The sequence below is a fragment of the Ruegeria sp. BJ3 genome (assembly GCF_056535665.1).
Genome location: NZ_JBQFIT010000002.1, coordinates 288,231 through 313,997, shown reverse-complemented (window position 1 = coordinate 313,997; position 25,767 = coordinate 288,231). Strand labels below are relative to the sequence as shown.

Annotated in this window: 19 protein-coding genes; 9 read left to right on the top strand and 10 right to left on the bottom strand. The window is 59.2% G+C overall.

What is annotated here, in order from left to right; genetic code table 11:
• Positions 1-14 precede the first annotated feature (14 nt).
• The 5 genes from ACR3EL_RS18825 (at position 15) to ACR3EL_RS18805 (ending at position 5,771) form a co-directional block, all read left to right on the top strand.
• Positions 15-1,229, top strand: a complete 1,215-nt coding sequence (locus tag ACR3EL_RS18825) for a DegT/DnrJ/EryC1/StrS family aminotransferase (protein ID WP_480722603.1) — start codon at positions 15-17, stop codon at positions 1,227-1,229.
• A gap of 215 nt (positions 1,230-1,444) precedes the next feature.
• Complete coding sequence (locus ACR3EL_RS18820) at positions 1,445-2,398, top strand: NAD-dependent epimerase/dehydratase family protein (protein ID WP_170341668.1); 954 nt, start codon at positions 1,445-1,447, stop codon at positions 2,396-2,398.
• Positions 2,395-3,396, top strand: a complete 1,002-nt coding sequence (locus tag ACR3EL_RS18815; protein WP_170369542.1) for a glycosyltransferase family 2 protein — start codon at positions 2,395-2,397, stop codon at positions 3,394-3,396. Before ACR3EL_RS18820 ends, ACR3EL_RS18815 begins: the two co-directional genes overlap by 4 nt.
• Positions 3,393-4,526 (top strand): glycosyltransferase family 4 protein, encoded by a 1,134-nt coding sequence (locus ACR3EL_RS18810; RefSeq protein ID WP_170341664.1) that lies wholly within the window; start codon positions 3,393-3,395, stop codon positions 4,524-4,526. The genes ACR3EL_RS18815 and ACR3EL_RS18810 overlap by 4 nt, the downstream gene beginning before the upstream one ends.
• Before the next feature lie 51 nt (positions 4,527-4,577).
• Complete coding sequence (locus ACR3EL_RS18805) at positions 4,578-5,771, top strand: glycosyltransferase family 4 protein (RefSeq protein ID WP_217358650.1); 1,194 nt, start codon at positions 4,578-4,580, stop codon at positions 5,769-5,771.
• A gap of 230 nt (positions 5,772-6,001) precedes the next feature.
• Here ACR3EL_RS18805 and ACR3EL_RS18800 read toward each other — a convergent pair whose 3' ends face one another.
• Positions 6,002-6,955: a sulfotransferase gene (locus tag ACR3EL_RS18800; protein ID WP_170341658.1), complete on the bottom strand. Its 954-nt coding sequence runs from the start codon at positions 6,953-6,955 to the stop codon at positions 6,002-6,004.
• Between the two features lie 349 nt (positions 6,956-7,304).
• Here ACR3EL_RS18800 and ACR3EL_RS18795 point away from each other — a divergent pair, with 349 nt between their 5' ends.
• Positions 7,305-8,621, top strand: coding sequence for a lipopolysaccharide biosynthesis protein (locus ACR3EL_RS18795; RefSeq protein ID WP_480722598.1), 1,317 nt, complete (start codon positions 7,305-7,307; stop codon positions 8,619-8,621).
• Positions 8,622-8,685: 64 nt separating this feature from the next.
• Positions 8,686-9,846 (top strand): glycosyltransferase, encoded by a 1,161-nt coding sequence (locus ACR3EL_RS18790; RefSeq protein WP_480722596.1) that lies wholly within the window; start codon positions 8,686-8,688, stop codon positions 9,844-9,846.
• Between the two features lie 12 nt (positions 9,847-9,858).
• On the opposite strand, the gene ACR3EL_RS18785 is transcribed toward ACR3EL_RS18790, so the two are convergent.
• Positions 9,859-11,436, bottom strand: coding sequence for a carbamoyltransferase C-terminal domain-containing protein (locus tag ACR3EL_RS18785; protein WP_480722594.1), 1,578 nt, complete (start codon positions 11,434-11,436; stop codon positions 9,859-9,861).
• A gap of 477 nt (positions 11,437-11,913) precedes the next feature.
• Here ACR3EL_RS18785 and ACR3EL_RS18780 point away from each other — a divergent pair, with 477 nt between their 5' ends.
• A complete protein-coding gene (locus tag ACR3EL_RS18780; RefSeq protein WP_302476855.1) occupies positions 11,914-13,689 on the top strand; it encodes a carbamoyltransferase family protein in 1,776 nt (591 codons plus the stop codon).
• Complete coding sequence (locus ACR3EL_RS18775; protein ID WP_170341646.1) at positions 13,686-14,549, top strand: polysaccharide deacetylase family protein; 864 nt, start codon at positions 13,686-13,688, stop codon at positions 14,547-14,549. The genes ACR3EL_RS18780 and ACR3EL_RS18775 overlap by 4 nt, the downstream gene beginning before the upstream one ends.
• 50 nt (positions 14,550-14,599) lie before the next feature.
• Here ACR3EL_RS18775 and ACR3EL_RS18770 read toward each other — a convergent pair whose 3' ends face one another.
• The 8 genes from ACR3EL_RS18770 to ACR3EL_RS18735 form a co-directional block, all read right to left on the bottom strand.
• A complete protein-coding gene (locus ACR3EL_RS18770; RefSeq protein WP_170341645.1) occupies positions 14,600-15,709 on the bottom strand; it encodes a transporter substrate-binding domain-containing protein in 1,110 nt (369 codons plus the stop codon).
• Positions 15,710-15,753: 44 nt separating this feature from the next.
• The gene (locus ACR3EL_RS18765; protein ID WP_170341643.1) at positions 15,754-17,004 is read right to left on the bottom strand and encodes a transporter substrate-binding domain-containing protein; all 1,251 of its coding nucleotides are present in this window, start codon (positions 17,002-17,004) and stop codon (positions 15,754-15,756) included.
• A 22-nt stretch (positions 17,005-17,026) separates the two neighbouring features.
• Entirely contained in the window at positions 17,027-17,812 is a 786-nt protein-coding gene (locus ACR3EL_RS18760; protein ID WP_480722589.1) for a PP2C family protein-serine/threonine phosphatase, read from the bottom strand.
• 3 nt (positions 17,813-17,815) lie between these two features.
• Positions 17,816-18,826 (bottom strand): FHA domain-containing protein, encoded by a 1,011-nt coding sequence (locus ACR3EL_RS18755; RefSeq protein ID WP_170341639.1) that lies wholly within the window; start codon positions 18,824-18,826, stop codon positions 17,816-17,818.
• Positions 18,827-19,033: 207 nt separating this feature from the next.
• Positions 19,034-21,175, bottom strand: coding sequence for a serine/threonine-protein kinase (locus tag ACR3EL_RS18750; RefSeq protein ID WP_170341638.1), 2,142 nt, complete (start codon positions 21,173-21,175; stop codon positions 19,034-19,036).
• Positions 21,176-21,515: 340 nt separating this feature from the next.
• Positions 21,516-22,799: a dynamin family protein gene (locus ACR3EL_RS18745; RefSeq protein ID WP_170341635.1), complete on the bottom strand. Its 1,284-nt coding sequence runs from the start codon at positions 22,797-22,799 to the stop codon at positions 21,516-21,518.
• Positions 22,796-24,838 carry a dynamin family protein gene (locus ACR3EL_RS18740; protein ID WP_170341633.1) on the bottom strand — a complete coding sequence of 681 codons (2,043 nt, stop codon included), beginning with the start codon at positions 24,836-24,838 and terminating at the stop codon, positions 22,796-22,798. Before ACR3EL_RS18740 ends, ACR3EL_RS18745 begins: the two co-directional genes overlap by 4 nt.
• A gap of 71 nt (positions 24,839-24,909) precedes the next feature.
• Positions 24,910-25,764, bottom strand: a complete 855-nt coding sequence (locus ACR3EL_RS18735; RefSeq protein WP_480722585.1) for a hypothetical protein — start codon at positions 25,762-25,764, stop codon at positions 24,910-24,912.
• Positions 25,765-25,767: the final 3 nt, after the last annotated feature.

Sequence of the window (25,767 nt, the reverse complement as noted above, 5' to 3'; positions counted from 1 at the left end):
CAGGAGATTTTTTGATGAGAGTGAATTACGGACAGACAGTCCACGGCCAGGAAGAGATCAACGCCGTCGTCGAGGTTCTGAAAACATCCACCCAAATGGGACCCAAAGTCCGGGAGATGCAGCAGAAAGTCGCTGCACTGTTTTCGAAGGCACATGGGATCATGGTCAATTCCGGGTCCTCGGCGAACTATCTGGCCGTCGAAATCCTGGATCTTCCCAAGGGATCCGAGGTGATCACCCCGGCTTTGACGTTTGCCACCACGGTCGCTCCGCTGGTGCGGCAAGGGCTTGTGCCTGCATTCGTTGATGCGGCCGAGGGAACCTACAACATAGATGTCGAACAGATCGAGCGGATGATTTCGCCCAAGACCTCGGCGATGATGATCCCCTCGTTGATAGGCAACCTCCCGGACTGGCGTCGGATCCGGGAACTGGCCGATGCTCATGGCCTGAAGGTGATCGAAGACAGTGCCGACACATTGGGTGCCACGATCGACGGCACCAGCACGGGCGTCTGGTCGGATGTTTCGACCACCAGCTTCTACGGCAGCCATGTCATCAACGGCGCAGGAAATGGCGGAATGCTGTGCGTCAATGATGACGAGTTGGCACGCAAGGCATTGCTGATGCGGTCGTGGGGGCGCAGCTCGTCGCTGTTCGTCGAATCCGAGGCCATCGAGAACCGCTTCAACGTTCAGCTGGATGGGATCGAATACGATGCCAAGTTCCTGTTTGAGGCGCTCGGCTACAATCTTGAACCCTCCGAGATCAGCGCCGCTTTCGGCCTGGTGCAACTGGGCAAGCTTGAGAACAACATTCGGGTCCGCGAGGAAGCCTTTGCTGCCCATCGCGCGTTTTTCGCGCAGTATGAGGAATGGTTCATTCTGCCTGAACAGCTGCCGGGCGCACGCACCGGTTGGCTGGCGTTCCCGCTGACTCTGCGAGAAGGCGCTCCGTTTACCCGTCGCGAGATGCAGATTTTCCTGGAGAAGGCCGACATCCAGACCCGGCCGGTCTTTACCGGCAACATTTTGCGCCAGCCGGCCATGAAAGATGTTGAGTATCGCGCGGAAACCGCAGGTTATCCTGTGTCTGATGCCGTGATGCGCGGCGGTATTCTGTTGGCATGCCATCACGGGCTGACTCAGGCTCATATCGACTATATGCATGAAAAGACGCAGGAATTCCTCAAGCCACATATGACCGGGATGCCGCGCAAAGCATCTTGATCCGAGGTCTTCCAGCGGTCGCTTTCCGTCTGCGGTTGGTGGGTGCGGAATGATCGGTGTTGGCGAAACTATCCCAAGGGGTCCAAATTCCATAGTATCGAAGGGACCGGCCAGGGCGCAGGAATGAAACTGATGGCAACTGATCATGATACAGGTAACCCGCAAAGCGCGGGTTTCACCAATCTGGCCCAGAACATGGCCGGCGGCGGGTTGTCATGACGAGGCGCGTTCTGATCACCGGGGCCGGAGGGTTCATCGGACAGCATCTGCTCCGAGCCTGTATGGACAGGGGGGATCAGGTCGTGGCCTTGGTCCGACCCGGATTCCTCTCTGATGGAATACCAGATGTCGAATTGCAGCGTGTCGACCTGGGCGACAAGGATGCTTTGCGCCGCGTGTTTGACGCGTCCCAGCCAGAGGTTGTATTTCATGCGGCGGCAAACACCCGGGCTGTAACGCGGCCTGACCTCAAAGATGCCGAAGCCAGCGTGGGCGACAATCTTGTGCCGTTGATGACCGTGTTGGGTGCCGCTGCGACCTGCGACGCACCTCCGGATGCGTTCATCCGCCTTGGAACCATTGCCGAATACGGTGAGGTTCCTTCACCTTACACTGAAACCCAATGCGAAATGCCGCGCGACAGCTATGGGGCATCTATGCTGGCAGGGACCAAGTACTTGACCATGCTGCGGCCGCGCCTGCCATTCACGGCAATGACGGCCCGGCTTTCACTGACTTATGGTCCGGGTCAGACCGGGCCTCAGTTGGTCCCGTATCTGATCCGCACTTTGCTGAACGGGGAGGCCGCACGCATCGGACGCCCCGATGATAGCCGGGATTTTCTGCATGTCGGCGATGCCGTGCGCGCCCTTTTGATGTTGGCGGATGCAGCGCGGGATGACGTTCCGGTGGTGAATGTCAGTACCGGAGTGGCTACTCGAGTCCGTGATGCGGCCGCGATTCTGGCTGAGCTGACCGGTTCCGGACCCGGGAAGCTCGACTATGCCGACCCGTCAGGTAAGCCGATGCACCTGGTCAACAATCCCGGACTTATCCATTCCCTTTATCCCTGGACCGCGCGGGTCGGGGTGGAGGACGGCCTGCGGGATACAGTCGATTGGGCCACCTCTTCGGATGCGCAGAAGAACATGGCAGGACAAAACGCATGACGGTCATTTCCATTCTGATCCCCGCCTACAACGAGGAAGACAACGTCCGTACGGCCTATGAGCGCGTGCTGGCGGTGTTCGACAAACTGGATGGGTACGAGCCTGAAATCATCTTCACCGACAATCATTCCGAGGATCGGACGTTTGAAATCCTGTCTGAAATCGCGGGGAAGGACCCTCGGGTCCGAGTGATCCGCTTTGCGCGGAACATGGGGTACCAGGCTTCGGTTCTGACAGCATACAGGTCAGCGACCGGTGCCTGCGCGGTGCAACTCGATTGCGATATGCAGGACCCGCCCGAGTTGATCCCTCAGATGTTGGACCTGTGGCGGCAGGGGAATCATGTCGTCTATGGTATTCGCCGCAGCCTGCCCGATGGCCCTGTTGTTGCCGCTGCACGGCGGGGGTTCTATGCACTGATCGACATGATCAGCAACGATAATCTTCCGCGCAACGCGGGTGAGTTTCGTCTGACTGACAGACGGATATTGGACGAATTGCGCCGGGTCGATGACCGCTCGCCCTATGTTCGTGGATTGATCAGCGGCATGGGGTTTTCGCAGGTCGGGTTCGAGTATGATCGCGCGGCCCGGACAGCGGGGGAATCCAAGTTTCCGGTCCGGGCGATGGTGGCGCTGGCTGTGGACGGGTTGATCAACCATTCTCTGCTCCCGCTGCGCCTGGCTTCGCTGATCAGCCTGACAGTAGGGCTGTCGATGTTCCTGTTGATGATCGGCTACCTCATCGGCAAGCTGTTCTTTGGCCAGGATTGGCCCGCAGGTTTTGCAACCACGACCATCCTGCTGCTCTTGTCGATGACCCTGAATGCGATGTTCCTTGGCATCCTTGGGGAATACGTCGGCCGGATCTTTCTGCAGGCCAAAAACCTCAACCAGCCCGTGGTTGAAGCCGAGCTGAATGGCCCGGTGGAACAACTGAACACGTCTGGGAAACAGAACCGCGCCGACAGCGCGCAAATGGTGGAGCGGGCGCAGTGAAGATACTGATCGTTCAGGGTGGGTTCGGAGCTGGCGGTGCCGAAAAGATCGTCTCGGTTCTTGCAGCCCATCGGATCGGGCTTGGCGATCAGGTCTCGGTTGCGGGCATGACCATGCCCGAGGACGGGTCGTATTTTTCTTTCCCTGACGGCGTCAGCCTGCTGGTGGCCGAAGGCGGAAACGACGGGTTCAGGAGGCTGAAACAGCTGGCCCGCCTGCGCCGGATTCGTCGCTTCATCCAGGACGAGAACCCCGACGTGGTGGTATCCTTTCTGACTAAAATCAATGTCCTGACGCTCGCTGCAGCTCTGAGGCGGGATGTTCCGGTGATCGTTTCAGAACGGAACAACCCGATTGTGCAAAACGCCAACCCTGTCTGGCGCCACGCTCAAAACATCCTTGGACATCGAGCCAGCACCGTGGTCATGCAGACTGAGCGGGTACGCCAGGACCTGCCGCCGTCATTGCGGAGCAAGGCGCAGGTCATTCCAAACCCCTGTGCGCCAATCGAAGGTGCAGCCCAGCTCCTTGGTTCGTGTGGCAATCGGCTGGTCGCGGTGGGGCGGCTGGATCCGCAAAAGGGGTTCGATCTGTTGATCGATGCAATGTCGGAAATCATCCAGAAAAACCCGGACGCGCGCCTGACGATTTTCGGGGAAGGCCCGGAACGTGCCGCGCTCGAGGCTCAGCGGGACCGGCTGGGTCTGCAGGGCGTCATCTCCTTGCCCGGCGCGAGCGACACACCCGGAGCGTGGATGAAGGGCGCGGACATACTGGTGTTTTCCTCCCGCTTCGAGGGGTTTCCCAATGTGGTGGCAGAGGCGACCGTCGCAGGCTTGCCGGTTGTGTCTTTTGATTGCCCCTACGGACCGAAAGAGTTGATCCGACACGGTGAGAATGGATTGCTTGTTGCGCCCGAAGACACGGCGGAACTGGCCCGCGCAGTGCTGCAGCTGAGCGACGATCCTGAATTGCTGGACAAGATGCGTCAGGGATACCAACACAACAGGGACTGGCTGGCCCCAGACAGTATTCTTGAGAAATGGGACCGGATCATTGCCGATGCTGCTCATCGCAGGGTTGGAGCGGGGGTCGAACATGGCCATAGCACCTGCCGCCCGGAGAGTTGAACCAAACCAGGCGGGCCGCAGCGCCTGCTCTGCCATCAGGAGTTGGCATTGTTGCAAAAGTTGAAACCGCAGGTCTCCCTCCCCGCACGGGCGCGACCACGGATCGTGGTTGTCGCCAATCTGACTGCGTCTTTGCTGAATTTTCGCTATGACCTGCTGAAGGAGCTGTCAGAGCGGGCTGAGGTCGTCGCCTGCGGTCCCGAGCGCCACGAGGCGACGGAAACTGCGCTTGCAAAAATCCGTGTGAAGTTCGTGCAGTTTCCGCTATCACGTGCTGGGATGAACCCGGTTGAGGACATGCGCACGCTGCGTGCTCTTGTGCGCGTTTTCAAGGAATTCAAACCCGACAGTGTCTTTGCCTACACCATGAAGCCAATCATCTATGGTTGCCTGGCCGCAAAATGGGCGGGAGTGGACCGGATCTATGCCATGAACACCGGGTTGGGCTATGTCTACAGCACCCATGGCCTGACTTTTCGGAGGCGGGCGGTTCGTGCCGTGTCATCGGTTCTTTATCGTATTGCGCTGAGAGGCGTGGACGAAGTGCTCGTCTACAACCACGCAGATGCCGAAGAGTTCCGAGAAAGGCGCCTTGTTGCACCAGATGCAAAGCTCAGCATCGTGCCCGGGTCTGGCGTAAATCTGGATCGCTACGGATATACCGATCCGCCAGCTGGGCCGCCCGTTTTTCTGATGATCTCGCGCCTGCTGCGCGAGAAGGGCGTGTTTGATTTCGTTCAGGCTGCCCGTTTACTGAAAGAAACGCACCCCCAAGCAAGATGCCAATTGCTTGGTCCGATGGACGCCAACCCGGATTCCATCGGCCAACGCGAGATCGACGAATGGACGCGCGAGGGCGTGATCGAATACTTGGGAGAAACTTCGGACGTCCGGCCCTATCTAGCAGTGTGTTCGGTCTTTGTGCTGCCGTCGGCCTACCGCGAAGGGATACCGCGCACGATCCTCGAGGCGATGTCGTCGGGGCGGGCTGTCATCACGTCGGATGCGCCGGGTTGCGCAGATCCGGTTATCAACGGCGAGACTGGCTACGTCGTGCCGGTCCGGAACCCTGAGGCGCTGAGCCGCGCCATGGCCTCGTTCGTCGAGAGTCCTGATCTGGTGGCCCGAATGGGTCTGGCATCGCGGAAGCGTGCCGAGGATGCGTTCGACGTCCGTCGGATCAATGCGATCCTTCTCGGCAAAATGGGATTTTCGACCAATACCCGAGAGGATGAGGCAATTTGAGGGGTGGCGGCTCTTCCAAACACTTGTTATTTAATGATAAATGGGAATATTTGAAAGAATTCGCGGAAACTACGGGAAACCCCTAATTCCCTGGCCGCCTGAGACTGGCTAACCTTATATCAACAACGAAATTCGACCGGTGGGGCCGTTGGCCCGACCACTCACTCGACAAATGGCCAGCATATGGGGTGCTGGTCATTTTGTTTTTTGGGGGGACAGAAAAGCACAGTTCAGTCTGTGGTTGTGGTCGAAGGCAGCTGATACCCGAACTGACCTAGATCGAGGCCAGTCAAGGATTGGAGTTCGGCGTTTGACTCAGCAAAGGCACCGTCAAATCGGGACTGAATTCTGCCGACCAGCCGGTCTTTGAGCATCTGATCCAACTTGCCGGGAAAGATGCGTCCGATCGGCCGGCTCAATTTTCCGAATCTGCGCGTTGCGTTCGGAAACGGCAACAATGCGCCTTTGCTCAGCTGGTTGTCGCTGAGCGTGAAATTAACAAATCGCTGCAGAATCTGAAAACACTCCGATCTCTTCTCGTTCGTGACTTCAAATTCGCGCTTCTTGTGCTCGACGCCGACGAAATTGCACAGGGTTTCCACAAAGGAATCCGGCTCGGAAATGAACTGTTCGTAGGCCAATCCAAGCACACGATCCTTGCCAAACTTGTCCTGGTAAAATTTGAACAAGCGGTGGTACCGGTAGAACTCCTCCGAGAACATCGGCGCGCGCCGCAGATTCGGTTCAGGTTCGGACAGATATGTCTTCAGCGATCCGTGGCCGCCATCGGTAATGTACTGGCTGTACATCGACAGGATCGACGACAGCTGCTCGCGGAATACGACCAGGATGTAGGCGTCGGGAAAAGTGCGTTGCAGACGGTCGGCAATGATGGTGCTGTCGAACCCGCCGCTGGCCGGGTAACCCGAGAATCTCTCGTGAGAGAATACCGGAACCTGCCCGTTATCCTGCGATTTTCTAAGGAAACTCTCGTACATCTTGCGAGTTTCTCCGGGATCATAGGTCATCGGCTGCGGCAGCACGATCCGGTTCGAAAGAATGTATTTGCGATCGCCATGCGGAGTGGCGAACGGTGCGTCCGGCGCCGAGAACAGCTGCTGTTGCAGGGACGACGTAGCGGTTTTGTGATAGCCGATATGGACAAGAACGGGTGCACGGGTCATGACGGGATATTCAGCCTTCGGACCGGGTATTTTCAGTCTGGCTTCGGGCGCGGTCGGCATCCGAGCCGCACCGGTTGGCACCCCGACAGGTGCTCCGAACAAGAATTGGTTTCTGTCGCAACTTCAAAAGCCCTTTCAACAATCAGTACTGGATTCAATCGGCAAACTGCGCTTTCGTAAAACGATATAATCCAAGACAACTAAATGATAGGAACGGAAACAACCGGAAACATGACCTAACCCGCCACAAATTTTGGAAACGTATTGAATTGTACCGAGTGCATGGGTGAATTGATGACCCGCTTCCTGAACACCGCGTGGATAGCGCCGCGTGGTTTCGCGTGAACCGATGAGTGAGCCAAGCTCGAAGCCGCTGCTGAAGCGGCTGGCCAAGAACATGTCATGGATGTTCTTGTCGCAGATCTTGGTTGGTCTGTTCGGTTTGGCCAGCCTCATCTTTACGGCTCGCGCAATCGGGCCGGCTGCGGTTGGGATTCTGGCGCTGGTGGACGCGTACATTCAGGTGATGGACAGGTTGTTCCGGCTCGAGCCATGGCAGGCAACCATCAAGTACGGCAGCGAGGCTCTGATCGAAGAGGATCAGAACAGATTCCGACAATTGATCAAGATGTCTGTGGTGACCGATTGCCTTGGCGGGCTGCTGGCTGGTTCGGTGGCGATAATGCTGGCGCCAAAGCTTGCTCCGTTCATCGGGCTGTCTGAACCTGAAGGCGCGTCCTATATCACGCTTGTTGCCTTTGGGTTGTTTCTATCGCTCCGACCAACCGGCATTGGAGTTCTTCGAATTTTCGACCGGTTCGACGTGCTGGCGATCTCGGACATGGTAATCGCCGGCCTTCGGCTTGTCGGAGTCATCATCGCCTTTCTGCTGGATCTGGGGATCTGGGCATTTGTGGCTCTGTTGCTGATGCATCAGATCCTGACCGGGCTGGTTGCGTTCTTTCTGGCACTGGCCGAATTGAAAAAACGCAACTTGCACAGGTTTTTGTCCCAGCCGCTGCGGCGGGCTTTTGCCCATAACCCCGGGTATCTGCGGTTCCTTTGGAATTCGAATTTCAACGTAATCCTGCGACAATCGACTCAGCGGCTGGACATACTTGTCGTCGGCGCCCTGCTGGACGTGACATCGGTGGGCTTCTATCAGGTGGGCAAGCGCATCATGGCCAATGTTGTTCGGATTGGCGGCCCCGTCAGGCAAGTCCTGTACCCCGAGATGACCCGCCTATGGGCCGTCGGCGATTTCGGCCGGTTCTGGCGTCTTGTACGGCTGGTTTCGCTCTCGGTTTGCGGGGTGTCGATCCTGGTCTCCATTCCGTTGGCGCTGAAGATGCCAGAGTTGGCCGTTCTGCTGTTCGGGCCAGAGTTCCGTGGCGCAGCGCCCGTCATGACGATCTTGATGTATGCCGCGATCGTGTATCTGGGGGGCTTGGTGTTGAACCCCGCCTTGCTGAGCATGGGGTTGGACAGCGCGCTTGTGCGCACGACGATTGTTGCGACGGTGATCTTTACGGCCTCATTTCTGCCGTTGCTGTATTGGATGGGGATCGAGGGGATTGCCCTGGCCCATTTGTTGTTCAATCTGGTCTGGACGGTGGGCTGCATATTCGCCATCCGGTCTTATCTGGCCAGAAAACACGAAACATGATGGGTTGGTGATCTTCCGGCCCTGTCCCTAAATTCCTTGAGTCACGAGTATTTTGAGACCATCCATGCCAAGACGTATTCTATTTCCCTTCGAAGGTGACACCGTTATTGGCGGCAGTCACGTGTCAGCCTTGAAACTTGCGGCGGCGTTGGACCGGTCGAAGTATGTGCCCCATATCCTGGTCCACTACGAGGCCGGCCCGGCGGCGGGGTATGCCCGATCGCTGGGATTGGACGTCGAAATCCTGCACGATCCCAGCCTGATGTCTCCGGGCGGGCTCAGCTATCCGCGCGATTGTGGCCCGGGGCGATACCTGACTTCCAGCGCATGGAGGCTGGCAAGTGTCCTAAAGCGCATCGATGCCGACATCGTTCACACAAACGAAGGTCGGATGCATGCCAACTGGGTGCTGCCGGCCCGTCTGGCGGGCAGGAAACACATCTGGCACCACCGGCAGGATCCGACCGCGTTCGGGATCAACAAACTGGCGCCGCTATTTTCCGACCACATCATCAGCGTTTCGCATTTTTCGAAGCCCAGCAACCCGGTGCGGTCAGTCGACAAGAAGTTTACCGTGATCCGCAGTCCATTTGATTTCAACCCTGACCCACCGGATAGGTCCGAAGCCCGAGCAGCCGTAATCGCCGAGATGGGATTGCCCGATGACGCGCTGCTTCTCGGGTATTTCGGAAACTTCGTCACGCGCAAGCGTCCCGACCATTTTGTAAGGGTCATCGCGGCTGTGCAAAACGCGATGCCCGACACTCCGGTGCATGGTCTTCTGTTCGGCAGCGCGGCCGAGCGGGACGAACCGTTGCGCCAGACCTGCCTTCGCATCGCAGAAGAGGCGGGGATCAGCGAGCATATCCATATGATGGGGTTCCGTCAGCCGATCGAAGGGTACATGGCCGCAATGGATGCCAATCTGGTGACCGCTCTGGACGAACCGTTTGGCCGTACGTTGATCGAAGCGATGTATTTGGGAACTCCAGTCATCGCGACCCGTCACGGCGGCAACATCGAAGCGATCACGGACTGGGAAACCGGTGTGCTGGTCGACCCCGACGACCCTCAGGCATTCGTGGAACCCGTGCGCAAGTTGCATCAGGACAGAGCGTTGTTCGAGAAGATTTCACAAGCGTCAAAGAACTATGCCCGTACAAATTTCGGCTTGGATATTCATGTGAACGGGGTTTGCGAGATCTATGATCGGTTGCTCGCTTGATAGCTTGTTCGGTCAACGACGCGGGTTGTCGAATGCGTAATAAGTATTGCCCGCGACGAATCCATCCAACCCGACCTGGCGGGCATAATGTGCCAGATCCCGGGTTGTATTAATGAAGCCGGAGTTCTTGAAATTGAGCGAGGTGTTGCAGAGCACGCCCACCCCCGACACCGCCTTGAACGCGGCCAGAAGGTCGTAAAAATAGGGGTTCTGATTGCGGTTGACCGTCTGTACCCGCGCCGATCCGTCGACATGGGTTACCGCGGCCAGGTCCGGATTGGTAACGCGGTGAAAGTCCATCATGTATGGTGAGGGTGCGCTGATGTCGAAGTGCAGTGCTGCATCCTCTTCCAGGCAAGACGGCGCCACTGGACTTTTGTTGGCCCGTCCCTTGATCCGATTCAGTCGCGTACGTGTCTCCGGGGAAAACGGCGCGGCCAGGATTGACCGGTTTCCCAAAGCGCGCGGCCCAATCTCGCAATTGCCGCGGGTCCAGCCAATGATCTTTCCGTCCAGTAGGTCTTTGGCGATCGTGTTGAGGTTCAGTTCGGTTGCGGTCATGCCCAGCGTGTCGATGCGGTCGTCGCAGAAGGACTGGCCGGAATAGACCGACCATTCCAGTTTGGCTTGGCCGGTATAGTGGCGCATCGCGTCCACGGCGGTTCCGATAGCACATCCCGAGTCGCCGGTCGTCGGCGGAACGAAGACCTCGCGGAACAGCCCGCTTTGCTTCCACGCGGTGTTCCAGTGTCCATTCAGGCCACACCCGCCGGCGATCAGCAGCGGATGCTTTTCAGGCAGGTTCTGTTCCGCATAATCGCGAAACTTCTGGAATATCGCTTTGGACAGCTTGGTGGCCATGTTCTTCAACTTTTGGCTATCCGTTCCAATGTTGAAGAAAGGTGAGGTTACAAAATCGCTTTTGCGAAGTGCGTCGCCGCCCTGGTCCGAGGAAAGCAACCGGTTGATCAGTTCCGTCTCGTCCGCATCTGGTGGACCGTCTTCGCCAAATGCGCAGGCTGCCATCAGGCGGCCGGGATCCTGTGGCCGGGGTGATTTGCCCGTGACCGGAAAGTCGGGGTCGGCGAGGGAATTGAGAAACGCAAAGCGCGAGCCCGGTGCCGTCATCACCTGCCCTCGGTGATAAATTGTCAGGTCGCTGTCGATCTCGTAGAAATCTCCCAATGCGCCTTCCCACAGAAGCACAGAACAGGGTTCGCCCTGACGAAAGGGGGACATGGCATAGCTGCACCAGATATGCGCCCGTTCGTGAGTTGATGAGTAATAATCGACCGACTTTCCAAAAAAGGTTCGTTTGCCAACTGTTTCGGACCCCGCGCCGATGCCGAAGTATCCGGCCCCCGAAGTTGTAACGTGGTCGGCCCCGTTGCTTGACCACCCGCTGAGGGCCAGGACGTCCGGCAAATCCTTGAACCATAGACCCGCGTCAATGAACGTGTCGGGCGTAACGGGCGTATACCTTGGGAAACTGTTCTTTTCCGCCTCGTAGGAAAACAGCAGACGCCCGTCGGTGCTGTCGACACCCGCAACTGTGCCGTCATGTCCGGATTTGAAAGACAGGATTTTCATGAATAGCCCTTCCCTCGACAAGTCACGGTCTGAAGACCACGTGCCTCGCAAACAGATGTGACAGTCCGACGGGTCAAAAATGCCGGGGCGTTGACGGATCGAATTGACCGCAAATCCATTCCACGAATACCAAAACAAATGCCACGATTAAGCCTAGCAGAAGCTCGGTGTTTCGGGGAACCCAAGTTCGCAACCGGCTGCCGTCGGGCTAAACGCAGTGGCTATTCGTGAACGAAAGAGCACTTTTGGCGCGATTGTTCACTGGGTGGGCATTGCGTATCCCACGCAGTGCCCGGCACTAGACCGGTGCAACAGGCTGACAAGTCCGGTGAATCACACTTGCATGGCTTCCGGTTGGCCGGGAAAGGCTGAAATTTGATCGAGCGGCACCTTCATCCGGGTTGCACCTACCAGCCTCTGAGCGTTAACGTAGCCGCGTTATCAGGCAAGTTTTTTTGGCCAAGGGTGTTTTAGGTTATGTCAGTAATTTTGGGTTTGGCTACAATGAGCAACAGCGCTGCCGCGCTGTTCAAGGACGGCAAGCTGGTTGCCGCAATCGAAGAAGAGCGGCTGACGCGGGTCAAGAATGACGGGGCATTTCCCCATCAGGCGATTGCCGAAGTTCTGCGCATCGCCGGGCTGAAGTTCTCGGACATCGACGAGGTTGCGGTCTATTGGCAGCCCTGGCGTATGGTCGGCCGCGGAATGGGCACGATGCGCAAGATTTTGCAGCGACCCTCGGCCGCCAAAAGCGTAACGGCGCGGATCGGGGCACTGTTCGTGTCAGATGCCTCGTCGGAAGAGTCACAGGACAGCGGCTGGATGGACCTGTTCCGCATCCGCAAGATCCTGACGGCCGAGCATGGTCCGGCCGATTTCAAGTTGCACTACATCAACCACCATCTGACCCATCAATTGTACGCCGAAGCGATGCGTGACTGGGGCAGCTTCGTTTCGCTGTCCTATGACGGTGGCGGCGAGGAAAGCTCGACCATCGTGTCAGTTGTGCGGAACGGCAAGCGGGAAGGTCTGGCGGATCATCGCTGGCCCAACTCGCTGGGTCATTTCTACTCGACCTTCACCGGTTTTCTTGGCTTTAAGATGCTGGAAGGTGAATACAAGATGATGGGTTTGGCGCCGTACGGCAAACCCATCTACCGCGACGCCATCTTGCGCGAAATTCTGATCTTGGACGATGACGGCGGTTACCGCGTGAACACCGCGCTGTGCGACTATCACTCAGCCCTGCGCGGCGAGTTCCATCCACGTATGGAAGAACTGTTCGGCACCCGGCGCGAGCCCGGCACCGCGCCGAACGAACGCCACGTGGACCTGGCGGCATCCGTGCAAGCCGCGTTCGAGGCAGCCCTGCACCATATTCTGGAGCCGGTCCGCAAAGCCAATCCGGACCTGCGCAAATTGGTAATTTCCGGCGGCTGCGCGTTGAATGTCACGGCGAATGGAACGCTGATCGCGGACGGCACGTTTGACGAGGTCATCATTCCACCGGCCCCACATGATGCTGGCTGTGCAGTTGGCGCAGCGCTGGCCTGCATTCCGAGCGAGCAGGTCGATCTGTCCTCGGTCCGCAGCCCTTATCAGGGTGCCGATTGGGCGGATGCCGACATCACCGCTGCCTTGGATCAGTTTTGTGCGGAACCGCAGCAGGCCCTGCCTGTCGATCAGTTCCTGGACCGTGTGTCCGACTTGCTGGCCGAGGGCAAGATCATCGCCTGGTTCCAGGGGCGGGCAGAGTTTGGCCCGCGTGCCCTGGGTGCCCGATCCTTCCTTGCAGACCCACGCAAGGACAGCATTCGCGACGATCTGAACGTCAAGATCAAGAAACGCGAGCATTTCCGGCCCTTTGCGCCCAGCGTTGCGGAGGAGGCGGCCTCGACCTTTTTCGAGATCGATCAGACCAGCCCCTACATGAACATCGTTGCACGTGTGCGTGGCGATCGGGCGGCAGACATCCCGGCAATCACCCATACTGACCAGACGGCACGCGTACATACGGTGTCGCAGTCGGCGAACCCGCTGTACCACGCCCTGTTGACCCGGTTCGGCGAAAAGACCGGAGTGCCCGTGTTGTTGAACACCTCGTTCAATATCCAGGAGCCCATCGTCTATTCGCCTTTGGATGCTTGCGCGACATTTGCGGCATCCGGAGTAGATGCGCTGGTGATCGGTGACTACGTCGTGCTGCGCGAAGCGCTGAAGGATGACAGCGCCCGGGCCCAAGCTGTCGCGTGACCCGGCTGTTTCTCAGCGTCGATTTTGAAGACTTTGCGCATGATCTGAAACGCCTTCTGGGGGTCTGGGAAACCGGACCCCTCAGAGTTGAAGAGCTGTGGCAAAGCTTTGAAACCATTGATGACTTCCTTCGCTCACATGGCGGATCGACGGGTTGCGCCGCAACGTTCTTCTGCACGGGGGTCGTGGCACGCGACGCGCCTGATCTGGTGGCCGAAATCGCAAAGCGGGGCCACGAGGTTGCCTGCCACTACTATTTTCATGACAGCATGGACCTGCAGTCTGCGGAGACCATAGACCGTATGCTGGGTCAGGCGCGGCAAGCTTTGGAAGAGGCCGGGAACACCCCTGTTCGAGGGTTTCGCGCCCCGCGCTTTCGATTGAACCGCGCAACGCCTGAACAGTACCGACTGATTGAACGCCATTTCGACTACGACTGTTCGTCATTCTTCGCTTCGGCGCAGGAATGTGATCGGTTTTCCCGGGAAATGGGGCTGACCACGCTCCGGATCTTGCCGTTGTTCATGACGCCATTGGCGGGCAAGGGGCCGATGGTGCGTCTGGGAGGCAGCTATCTGAAGTTCATGACTTCGGATCTGGCGGGGAAACTGATCGAACGGTCTGAACAGGCGGGTATCGCGCCGCAAGTCTATCTGCATCCCTACGAGATCTTGGAACCTCAGTCATTCATGGTTTCAAGGGACGAGCTCGCGGCCTTGGGATCTGCCAAAGCCGCTTACTGGGCGTTGCGGCAGTCTCAGTGGCTGAACTTTGGTGGCGCGCGACTGCTGCGAAAGGTGGAGGGTTTGATACCCGCAGGCGGCCTTGCGGGTCGGCTGGATCAGTTGATCGGAGAATAAAAAAGGGGCCGGTCAGTCGACCAGCCCCAGTCATTCGCGGAACCGAGGGATCAGTTCGACGCGGCCATCAGTTTGTCGTTGTGCTCGCGCAGCGAGTCCGAAACGATCGCGTACCATTCGCCGGATTCACGCATTTCGTTCAGGCCCTTGTTCAGCATGGCCAGGTACTGCTTGCCGAACGGGTTCGAACGGTGCGCAATGAAACGCAGCGACGACAGCGAGGTCACGAAGGGGTTCTCGATCAGGTCGTTCTGGTTCAGACCCATTTCAACCATGGTGTCCGAGAACAGCTGAACCTCGAAGGTTGCAACATCTGCAGTGCCGGTCAACACGGCATCCAGACACTCCCGCGCGGTGATCGGCTGCATCAAGGTGATAGTGTCGCCATTGATCAGACCTTGCTGTTCCAGATCGTGGATGAACCAGCCGTCCATGCGGCAGATGGTCGACCCTTTTAGCTCGTCAAAAGTGGTCGCATTGGCAAACTGGCTTTCGGGCAGGGTGTAGAAACCGACCACGATGTCATAGACCGGGACCGACGAGTCGAACTGCGTGCAGCGCACCTCGGTTTCCCAGGACCATTCGTAGCTGCGGTTGGTGCAGTCCGGCATGTTCCATGCCATCGACACGTCGAACGCGCCCAGCGGCAGCAGGGTTTCCAGGTGCGAGTTCCAGTCGTCAACAAAGCTGACTGAATAGTCGCGGGCGTTGCCGCCCCGCTGCAACGAGGTGGTTGCCAGACGCGGGATGATACCACCGCCATTCAGCGATTCATCTGCGAAGGGCGCCCAGCCGTTACCGGTGACCAGTTTGATCGGCGGCTCATAGACGCTCGAGCGTTTCACGCTTGCAGCGCGTTGCTCTTCCGCGGCGATGATTTCCTGCGCGCTGCGGCCGTTCGGCAGGCTGCCGTCTTCACAGGGCAGGGCCAGAACGATGCCCGGCTCAAGCGAGTTCGGGTTGGTGATGACGTTGCGGTTTGCGTTGAAGATCGGCTGGTAGTTCGATGTGCCGTAGGCCGCGATGGCGATGGTTGCCATCGTGTCACCGTCCTGAACCGTATAGTTGGTACAGGCCTCCTGAGCGGCGGCGGCGCCGGCGCTGAGGGCGGTTACTGCGGTGGCTGCCGCCACCAGTTTCTTCAGATTGATTTCAAACATGTCCACTTCCTCCAGACTTTTGTTTTGTCAGACCTTTCCGGCCCTTATCCGTTTTCCATTTGGTACCGCAGGGCGGTCGAGACGATGTCGCGCCATTCGCCCGATTGCTGCATGATCGCCAGACCCTGATTGAGCGTCTCGAGGATCGCTTCCCCATCCGGATTGTCCTTGTGGGTCATGACGTTGAGCGACTTGATCGCCGCCAGGTTGGGGTTTTCGATGATCTTGTGTTCATAGCCCAGCCGACCGATGGCCTCGACGGCCAGATGCGCTTCGATGGCGACCAGGTCAGCCCGCCCGTCCATGACTGCGTGGAAACACTCGTCCGGATCGACGGGGCGCAAGATGGTGATCGCAGGCTCGTAAAGACCCACAGCGTCCATGTGCGAGGTTGACCAACCCTCGGGGCGGCAGATCGTGGTGCCGACGAATTCCGCGTAGCTGAGCGAGGTTTCGTAGCCTGAGCCATCCTTCGCGAAGAACGTATCGACCACTTCATAGAACGGGTTCGAGAAGTTGTAGGTCTCGCACCGGTTCCGGTCACTCTCCGAAAGTGTCTCGGCTTCTTCGCAGTTGGGGCGCGACCAAGGGAACGTGGCATCGAAGGCCAGGGTGGGCATCAGCAGGTCCAGATGCGACGACCAGTCGTTAACGAACTGGATCTTGTAGGCCTGTTCCGGCGCCGCCCGCAGCATCGCGGTTTCGACAAGGTTCGTGTACAGACCGCGATTGGGCAGGGCTTCGTCGGTAAACGGCGCGTAGTTGCCCCCGGTGATCAACAGCAACTGGCGGTCGCGGATCTCGGGGCGGGTGCCGTCACCGGCGTTGCGGATCAACGCGGCACCTTCCGCGCGGGCGGCCTCGATTTCCTTCTTCGCGGCTGCCTTGGCTTCGATGACAGCCTCGTCGCTGGCCTGCTGGGCCTCCGCAACGCGGGCTTCGGCGTCGGCGATGGCCTTGGCGGCACGCTCTTCCGCGGCCTTGACCAGTTCGGCTGCCATCTCGGCGGCCATGCGCTCGGCCTCGGTTTCCGGTTCAGGTGCGGCGCGGCCGACATCCTCGAGGCAGGGGAAGGTCAGAACGTCGCCGACGCGGATGATGTTGGGGTTGGACCCGATCGTGTCGCGGTTGGCGTCGTAGATGATCCGGTAGTCTTCGGTCGCATAGACCTTGATGGCCAGTTCACGCAGGCTGTCGCCGCGCTGGATCTCGTAGGTCGAGCATGCCTCTTGCGCCGAGGCTGCCCCCGTTGCTGCCGCCAGGGCAATGCTGGATATGATCAGGTGTGTTCTCATGGGTCCTGTTGCTTTGCTTTTGTTATTGTCGGGCCGTTTTGATGACGGCGATTGAAATGTTGTCCTGATCCGGATCACCCTTGGCGATCAGCGCCTTGAGGAGGCTGTCGGCGATGTCCTGGGAGAGGGCCGAAGCGTTGTCCTGAAGGATGGACTGGATGTCGTGGTTGCCCAGATATTGCAGCCCGTCACTGCCGAGGATGAGGATGTCATCGGTCGTCAGTTCCAGCGCGTCTTCGGGGCAGTCGACCTTGGGGATCGCCGCGCCCATGATGACCGAGGTCAGTTGGTTGCGGTCGGGATGAACTTGCGCTTCGGCTTCGGACAGCTCCCCTCGGGATACCTGTGCGTCGATGACCGGTGCCATCGAGTGATCTTCGTTGATCTGGGACAGAACGCCGTTGCGGAACAGGTACAAAGGGCTGTCGCCGATCGAGATCCAGAACACTTTGTTGCCCAGCAGCAGAACTCCCAGCAGGGTCGAGCCCATGTTGAAGCCTTGTTGCTGGTCGTCGCCATACCCCGCCACGGCCGCGTTGGCCTGCATTGCGGCCATGGGCAGCGCATCCAGCAGCGTATTCTCGGTCAATTCCGGAGTCTCCAGAACTGCGTCGAGCACTTCGCACCAGGACTTGACCACCAGATCCGAGGCCACTTCGCCCGCGGCGTGACCGCCCATGCCGTCGGCCACCACGACATAACCGGCGTTGGCGGCGTCAAAGACCCGCGAGGCAACCGCGTCTTCCTGCGTGTCGCGCTGACCCTGATCCAGGATCAGTGCAATGTCATATGCCGGAGTAGCCAGCATCCGTTACGCGTCCCGCCAGTCGAAGTTTTCGTCACAGAAGGCCACGAACCGCAGCGACGTTTCGCTGATGCGGATCAGGTCGCCGCTGGACAGCGGCACGGTGCTGAGGACGGGTTTGCCGTTCAGGCGCACAAGGTTGGCCTTGCCGCCATGACCCAGATAGCATTTGCGATCTTCGGGGTCATAGGCAATGACGGCGTGGTTCGACCGTGAAATCCCCGTGTCGCCAAAATCCAATTGGATCGCCTGGTCATCGTTGCGGCCAATCTGCATCAGCCCTTCGGTCAGTGTTATGCTGGACCCCCGGCCGGGGCCACTGGTCACTGCCAGCCAACCGACCGGGAATGTCGCGCCTGCGGTCTCGGTTTTGGCCACCGGCTCGGTGGTTTCGATCAGTTCCTGCACATGTGTGTCCGGGCGCTCGAACCCGAGGAAGGTGGTCTTGACGCGCGACCGACGATCCGAGGCCGGCGCTTCGGTTGCATCCGGAGAGGCTTCGGCTTCTTCGGGCTCGCTGGCCACAGGTTCGGCATCTGCCGCTGCTTTGTCCGGGGCGGTTTCGACTGCAATCGGTTCCGGCAGCTCGAACGGGGTCGGTGCCGAGGCCTCTTCCTCTTGGACTTCCTCCAGATCGGGTTCGGCAGTTTCGGCCATGACCGACTGAATGGTCTCTTCTTCTTCTTCGGTTGCCGCGACGTGCAGCGTCACGACCTGTTCGGCTTCTTCCGGCGCTTCAGGCGCGGCTTCGGCTGTTTCTTCGCTCTCTGTTGTCTCTTCCACCGCCGGGTCGGTCTCGGCGAAATCGGGCATCTTCTCTTCCGGAATCAGCTCGTCGGTTTCCTCGTAGCTGTCCGTGCTCAGGTTTCCACCAGCCAGAGCCTGGCGCAGTGCATTGAAGTCCGCAATCGGCTCGGCCTTGTCGGTCGTTTCGACTTCGGGTTCCGACCCTTCGGCTTCTTTGGTTTTGCCGGCACCCTCGAGAAGCCGGCTGAGTGGGCTTTTGTATTTGAACATGGTGTCGACACCTTTTGACTACTTGCACGGGCTTAGGTGACCCGTGGGGCTGCTACGAACCTCTGCGCATGGCGCAGCGGCACTTATGAAGTTGGAAACCTGAAACACTCTTATCTTCCGCGGCGGGCCGGTCCTCACCAGGAGGGCCAAAACGCGGCATCCTCCTCAGCAAACACAAACTGGCGGATCACATACGTACCGGCCTGATCACTCCCGCGCCAAAGGCATCACGGCGGTTGTTTCCGCCCCGTTTCGAAGCACAACCAACCGTGCTTCGGGCTTGTTTTCGGAAACCAACGCGTTCAGCGCGGTATCCAGACTGTCGGCAGCAATCACCTCAGTTCCCGAGACAGTCTCGCGGACAAGAATGTCGCCGGTCTGCAGGCCACCTGCCGTTGCGGCCGGTGCTCCGGCAACAACCGTCTGCCATTCGGGCAAATCGGCGCCGCGGGCTTCGAACGAGTAACCGTTGGCCAGCCCGAACTCGCGGATTGCGGGCAGGGCCAGCAGGCCGTTCTGCGCGCGGGTCTGTCCGATGGGGCGATACCGCGCCGCGACACGGATATAGCCGTCCGGGTCAACCTGAAGGTTGTCCAGAACCTGTGCGGCAAGCGTCGTTCCGGCGCGCACAGGGCTGCCGTTCAGGGTATAGATCGCTGCGCCTCGCTGAACCCATTCACCGATCGTGGACATGTCCTGGTCGGCATCCACACCGGTGATGGCGATGATGTTTCCGGTCGAGGCGCGCCGCTGCGAAGTCGAGAACGGGATTTTGACATCCCAATGGGCATAGCTGACTTGGGTCTCGGCCAGATTGACCGGAGCGCTCGGTGCAACCGCCGCCACTTCGACGGGTTCTTCGGGCTGAGCCGCTTCTTCCTGTGTTTCCACCGCCGGCGGTGAGACAGCCGCAGCGGTCTGCTCGACAGGCTGGTCTTCTGCCACCTGCTGTTCTGTTTCGGTTGCTGCTGCGGTTTCTTCTGCTTTGGTTGCTTCGGGCGCGATCACTGAATCGGCTGTCTGCGTTTCGGCAGGTTCGGCCGTCTCGGTTGGCGTTGCGGTCTGGATCGGTGTTGGGTTCGTCTCGGTCGAGCCGCCGGACATCAGGAAGAAGCCACCAGCGGCCAGAATCGCGATTGCGGCGACACCCGCGATCAACTTGCCGTTGCCGCCCGATCCTTTTTGGACGACCGTATCCACCGCCGCTGCGGGCTCGTCCTTCTGGGCAAAACTTGCCGGTCCGTCGTCGTTTTTTTCGCCATGCCCAAGAGCCAGATCGGAATTGCCGGCCAGCAGGGCTGTTACCACCGCTTCGGCGTTTTCGCTTTCGGCCTTGATGCGGGCCTTTTCGGCCTCTTCGTCCTTGCGGTCCAAGGCCACGATTACCGAAACGGGACGATAGGCAAAGCTGTCGAATTCGACACCGGGGCCGCGGAACATCCGCAACCAGTCCAGTGCGGATTGAAGGCGGTCGGTCGCGTGGACCTCCATGGCCTTGTCGATCGCCTCAAGGAAGCCATCCGGGTAACCCTGGAAGCGACTGGTCAGCGGCTGATAGGGGTCTTTCTGGCCGTTGTTGAAGGCATTCAGGCGCGATTGGCCGTCGATCGGGCGCTCGCCGCTGATCGCGTGGTAGAGCGTTGCCGCCAACACATACAAGTCGCTGCTGGGACCCTGCTCCGAGCCGCGCACGTAGAACTCGTGCGGCGAGTACCCGTCTTTGATCACCCGAAGCGTCAACAGGGCCGCCGATTGGTTGGCAGCCTGTTCGCGCGCGGCGCCGAAATCGATCAGGATCGGTTCGCCGTTTTCGTCGATCAGGATGTTGTCGGGCGAAATGTCCCGATGCAGCATCCCGCTTTGGTGGATGAATGAAACCGCGGACAGCATCTTTTCGGTGACTTGGACGATAAAGTCCGGGCCGGTTTCGGTCTTGGGGTCCTCGATGTAATCCAGCAGATCGCATCCACGGATCAGGTCCATTGCGATATACGCAGTATCGTTGTCTTCGAAGACCTGGTGCACGTCGACGATATTGGGGTGGACCAGGCGGGCATGGTTGCGGGCTTCCTGAATGAACAGGTCGATGATCGCGCGCAGGTCGTCCTTGAAGGCCGGGTCATTGGGTTCGACCAGGTCACCGTTGCGGCGGCACAAGGCACCCGGATAGCATTCCTTGATGACCACATCGCGTTCCAGGCTGTCACGCGCCAAATACGTGATGCCGAACCCGCCATTGCTGAGGAAGCGAAGAATTTCGTACTGGCCGCGCAGCAGTTTCGCGCCCGGTTGCAGACCTTGAATTTGAGGTTCGTCGTGCGATGCACCGACAGCCTGGTTGTGGTTCATTTCTTCCCGCCCATCATTCCAAAAACTTGCGGCCAAAATAACCGGGCAATCAGCCCGCGAACACACAACCAACACAACCGCAGGACACTTGAGAACGGTTAGACGTTTCAAATTTGACTTTAATGGGGCCGCCTCGTGGCTTCACTGAGAACGACTTCGGACACAGATCAATATATTGATGTAAGAGCTGATAAAGCGAATATATGTAGTGTCGACCGGCGAACAAATAGGATTCAGTCCGGGCGCCAGATGACCCATGGTCCACGGATTCGAAACAATGGAATCATGATTCCAGTGTTAACGATTCGCCGCGCCGCGGCTCAATCTTTGCGGGAATGACTCAGGTTCCGGTCTTCGGAGGGGCCGAAGCGACCGTGCTGCCGGCCCACGCCAGGTTGTCGCTGAGCTGCGCCAGTATGCTGATCGCATCCTTGAGTGGCCCTTCGCCGCTCTCGAATTGAAGCAGCAGAAGCAGGTCGGTGGCCTTTTCGAACTCGCCCGGAATCCAGTCGGCTTCGGGATCGATCTCGGACCCGTTTTCCAGCCGTTCAGCAAAATCCTCGACAATTTCCTGACAGCTTTGCAGGAAGGCGGCCGGTTCGATGTCCGAACTGTCGCGCAGGTCTTCGTAAATGCTGGCGATCGCCGCCAGCCAGTCTTCGAGGATCGGGTTGTCCAGCGGCGGCAGCGCAGATTCCAGACTGGGCTGTACCGTTCTGGTGTCCGAGGCTGCGGCTTCGCCCGCGCCGGTCAAGGTCTCCAAGAACGGCAGGAAGTCCGCGGCAAGGTCCTGCCGCGCGGCCTCCAGATCCGTCCGGCGGCGATGCGACGCAATTTCAAGCACCTTCTCCGCAAGGTTCTGACCGCCGCAGGTTTCCCACAAGGCGAAGTCCGGTTCCGGCTCTTGCGCCATGGCGCGAACGGCAACCGGTGTCCCGATCGGCACGATCGCGCGGAACATGCCCGACTTCTCCTTCTCCAACCGCGACAGAACGCGATCGAGGGCGTCGCGGACAGGCGGCAGATCGGTGTGAGTGACGGCCAGCAAGCTGTTGTCGCGCAGGTTTTGTGGGACTTGTGCCCACAAATGGCGCTCGGTTTCACGCCAAGCGTTGGTTCCGTTCGTGCACCAGATGGCGCAATCGACGAATTTCAACAGATCGAGCGTTTGCTTGTAAGTGTCATCCAGCGCACCCGAGCCGGGCAGGTCGAACAACGAGATTTCGCGCAGGGCAGGGGTGTTCAGCCCCACCGAGATAAAATCAGGATTGTCGGCCGCGGCCTTTTGCAGCGCGATGCCGGAATAAACCTTTGGCTCGCGGTCCCACCACCCAACGGTCGTTTCAGGCGTGTCCGCATAGGTGACAATCACCAAAGGCAATTTCAGATGCTGCGGACCCGTGGGCAGGATGTCAGCTCCGGCGAGCATGTTGGCAAGACTGGACTTCCCGGCGCCGAATTCTCCGGCAAAACCGATTGAGACTGCGTTTGACAACCGCTCGGCGTGGGACTGTGCCCGCGCGCGCATGTCGTCCAACTCGGGCGTGGACGAAAGGCGTTCGGTTGCGGTCAGAAAGCGATCAAGCTGACGCACTTCCGTCTCGGTTCCGGGAAATTCAATCACTCGGCGGCCTCCGCTTGTCGTTCGTCGCTGTGTTCAGCGCCAAAGGTCGATTGCAATTCGTCCGCGATCCGGCGTGCGCGGTCGAAATCGACCTGCGCCTGGGTGCGCTCGCATGTCTCGCCCGTCGCGGTACGGTTCTCAAGATGCCCGGCGAGCAGGGCCAGGAAATGGTCCAGAGCGGTGTTCAAGCGCTCCAGCAGGTTCTCACGTGCGGTATCGATCAGATCATCTCCGATCATCTCAAATTCCTGCACGATCATACGTTCGGCGCGAGAGACGACGGATTTCCGCGAAATCAGACGCGACAACCAGTTCACACGCAACTCGACCGTAATCCCCCGGGTCAGAGCGGTGGTGTCCGGACGGAACCAACGCACGGCACTGGTGTTCATACGGCTGTCGGTCGGCTCCTGCCAGCCCGGCAAGGACTGCAGGGACGCGTTGGCCTGCATATCGATGGCATAGAGTTCGCTGAGCATCCGCTGGCGAATGACCTGAGTCGCACCCTGGACCAGTTCGCGCATGCGTTCGCGCAACGGCGTAAAGTTCAGTTCGGTTGCACCACCTTTGGCAAGCAACGGGGATTGCCCGTCGGGTCCGCGCACAACCGATACGACGGCTTCGGCCACGGTGTCGTCCATCACACCGCGCAGGTTTGCCAGAACATCATCCATGTCCCGGGTGATTTCTGCGGTTTTGTCCGATACCAGCTTGCGCAACTCGGCGAGGGTCTTGTCATTCTCGCCAGCCGTATCGTCCGAAGGTTGGCCATCTTCTTCCAGCGCGCGGAGGCGGGCCTTGTTGCGCTCCAGCTCGCCCTGGGCAAAGCCGTTCAGATGTTGCCATGCCATACGCAGTTGTTCGTTGCGCGGGCCGTCAGTCAGCGCGGTGGTGACATGCCGGCGCAGGTCAGGCAAGCCCGAGGCGATCATCGCAGCATACCGCAGAACCGCCTCGCGGCTGATCGGGCCAGGACCGCGTTTGATCTCTTCGACGCCCGCAAGGTACTGCTTCATCTGTTCGGGATGCGCCCGTAGCCAGGCGAGGATGTGATCGTGATTGACGCCGGTTTCGTCCCCGGTCAGCGCGTAATGCGCCCACTGAGCACTGCCCATCAGAACGTCGATGCTGGACTTCCCCAGCGCCTTTTCCAACCCGTCCAAAACGTCGGCGCGTACTTTCGCCGCGTCTTCCGCACCGCCGCCCAATTCGTCGACCCGGTTGATGAAAACCACGATCTGACCCAGCTCAAGCGCCTGCATCAGCCGGAACAGTTTCAAATCGGCGCGCGACAGGGCCTGGTGCGCGGACAGAACCACGACGAAAAAGTCGGATTCCTTGAGGTACTGGCGCGAGATCTCTTCGCGGATCAACAGCGGATCATTGACGCCGGGCGTGTCGGTCACGGTCAGCGGGAACGGGAAGTGTCCAAGATCAAAATACACCTCGGCCTTGCGGGTGATGTCGCTGTACAAACCCCGGTCCGATCCCGGATCATGTTCGGCTTCGTCGGTCGGATCATCCCCGGCACAGACATAGCGGGCAAGGTCATCAGACGTCAGTTCTTCGAGGTCGTGATGCTGGCCCATCAGCTGTTCGAAACTGTCACCCAGGCGCAGACGAGCGCGGTTTTTCATCGCCTCGACCTGCTCCTCGATCATCTCGCGCTTATAGCTGTCCTCATCGTCGGGGAACATGTTGCGCAGTTCTTCGCCTTCGGCGATCAGCGCCTGCCATTGGCGGTTGTCGAAGAAATGGAATTCGGCCCCCGATGTGCGCCCGGAGGGATGACCGAAATGCATGTCGGTGATCACGGTCGTCCACGGGTTCACGTCCGACGGCAGAAATTCTGCCTGTCCCGTAAAGCCGTTGATCAGACGGGACTTCCCGGCCTTGATCTGCCCGACGAATGCAATCGACGGTTTTAGGCCGCTGAGATCGTCAACGATGCGAGAGATGAACTGACAGGTCTCGTCATTGCTCACCTCTTTCATTTCGCTGGCGATCCGGATCAATTCCCGGCGGTTGGTTTCACTCATAACACTACCCTAAAAACTGGTACCCAAGATTTGCTTCCAACTTAACTTCAACTGTTGCGAAATCGGTGCCATCAGACCGACTCCCGCAGAGATTTCCACAGGTTGACGACGGCACCCAGCTTGCGCGCGTCATGTACGGCGGCGGCTGTATTGCGACCATCCCGGACCAGAGCGACACCCGCGCCCTTGCCACCTGACGGCCGCATGACGATCAGTTGCGGCTGTTCGAGCAGCCCGGCATTGTCGGCATCCCATCCCGCCAGATCCTGTGCGAACCGGGTCAGCAGATCGTCCGAAGGGTGAAGAGGCTGTCCATCGGCGCACAGGCCATCGAACTGTTGGGTCGCACCCTCCGCACTTGTCAGCAGGCGTCCCATGGCGAACCGCTCGGCGCCGTCGAAGAAAACCGCGGCTACACTGAGTTCTGTGCCTTCAGCGCTGTCCTGCTCTTTCGTATCCTCGACGGGATCCGGGACAACCGAAACCCGTGGCTCGGACGGTAGAACGATCTCGGCACAGGCTTTCTGCATTTCGCTGAACGTGATGCCGACGTCATCCGCCTCCAGCGGCCCGTCCGGTTTCAAAGACACCACTTCGATCGGAGGTGCGGTCGCGGCCAAGTCGGACACGAGCCGCGCCAGCTTTTCGATCAGCGCTTCGCGCGGTTCGGTTTCGAAATCCGGAAGGGCGCCGGTGCTTGCCGAATAAACATCCGTGATCCGTGAGCTGTTCACCTCGATCGCCAGGATCGTTCCGTTCTGGGCGTTGAACTCCAAGCGTCTTGGAAGAACCGTTCCCCGGATCAGGTTCAGTATGCTGGCCCGACGGGCCTCGGCCGTGTCCCCGGTCAACCGAACGGCCGGCGACAAACGGGGCGTCGCAGACCGCCCGATGTTTTCGAGCATGTCGATTATGTCTGTCGCCATCAT

Excerpts from the sequence above, each read along its gene's own strand:
- ACR3EL_RS18765 (WP_170341643.1), bottom strand. The coding sequence starts at position 17,004 with ATGAGAACACACCTGATCATATCCAGCATTGCCCTGGCGGCAGCAACG.
- ACR3EL_RS18820 (WP_170341668.1), top strand. The coding sequence starts at position 1,445 with ATGACGAGGCGCGTTCTGATCACCGGGGCCGGAGGGTTCATCGGACAG.
- ACR3EL_RS18740 (WP_170341633.1), bottom strand. The coding sequence starts at position 24,838 with ATGAGTGAAACCAACCGCCGGGAATTGATCCGGATCGCCAGCGAAATG.
- ACR3EL_RS18770 (WP_170341645.1), bottom strand. The coding sequence starts at position 15,709 with ATGTTTGAAATCAATCTGAAGAAACTGGTGGCGGCAGCCACCGCAGTA.
- ACR3EL_RS18780 (WP_302476855.1), top strand. The coding sequence starts at position 11,914 with ATGTCAGTAATTTTGGGTTTGGCTACAATGAGCAACAGCGCTGCCGCG.
- ACR3EL_RS18825 (WP_480722603.1), top strand. The coding sequence starts at position 15 with ATGAGAGTGAATTACGGACAGACAGTCCACGGCCAGGAAGAGATCAAC.
- ACR3EL_RS18790 (WP_480722596.1), top strand. The coding sequence starts at position 8,686 with ATGCCAAGACGTATTCTATTTCCCTTCGAAGGTGACACCGTTATTGGC.
- ACR3EL_RS18800 (WP_170341658.1), bottom strand. The coding sequence starts at position 6,955 with ATGACCCGTGCACCCGTTCTTGTCCATATCGGCTATCACAAAACCGCT.
- ACR3EL_RS18750 (WP_170341638.1), bottom strand. The coding sequence starts at position 21,175 with ATGAACCACAACCAGGCTGTCGGTGCATCGCACGACGAACCTCAAATT.
- ACR3EL_RS18755 (WP_170341639.1), bottom strand. The coding sequence starts at position 18,826 with ATGTTCAAATACAAAAGCCCACTCAGCCGGCTTCTCGAGGGTGCCGGC.
- ACR3EL_RS18785 (WP_480722594.1), bottom strand. The coding sequence starts at position 11,436 with ATGAAAATCCTGTCTTTCAAATCCGGACATGACGGCACAGTTGCGGGT.
- ACR3EL_RS18760 (WP_480722589.1), bottom strand. The coding sequence starts at position 17,812 with ATGCTGGCTACTCCGGCATATGACATTGCACTGATCCTGGATCAGGGT.
- ACR3EL_RS18735 (WP_480722585.1), bottom strand. The coding sequence starts at position 25,764 with ATGGCGACAGACATAATCGACATGCTCGAAAACATCGGGCGGTCTGCG.
- ACR3EL_RS18795 (WP_480722598.1), top strand. The coding sequence starts at position 7,305 with ATGAGTGAGCCAAGCTCGAAGCCGCTGCTGAAGCGGCTGGCCAAGAAC.
- ACR3EL_RS18815 (WP_170369542.1), top strand. The coding sequence starts at position 2,395 with ATGACGGTCATTTCCATTCTGATCCCCGCCTACAACGAGGAAGACAAC.